The following is a 334-nucleotide window of genomic DNA, read 5'->3' as shown; positions in this document are numbered from 1 at the left end:
AAGACAAGAAAAGGTGATTAATGTCACAAAAAGTTCAAATATTTATAAATAAATTTTTGTTCCGTTTGGATGGTCCACCAAGCGACGATTTTAGCGTTTTAGAGGGCTTTCAGTAAAAAGTGGATGATTATATTTACTGATAAATGGATGGTTATTAATTCAATTCCATATATTATACTTTTAAAGTGGATATACTGATAAGGCTAATACAATTGATTCTTGTTAGGTCAAATTTCAATTATCTAAGATCACGAATATTTTAATAGAGATGTTACATGAAGATTTTAACCACCTTGATAATCGCAGTTATCATAATCGCCATTATTTCAACATT

The sequence above is a fragment of the Neobacillus drentensis genome (genome assembly GCF_036966985.1).
Classification (GTDB): Bacteria; Bacillota; Bacilli; order Bacillales; family Cytobacillaceae; genus Neobacillus; species Neobacillus drentensis_E.
This window is presented reverse-complemented; position numbering follows the sequence as displayed.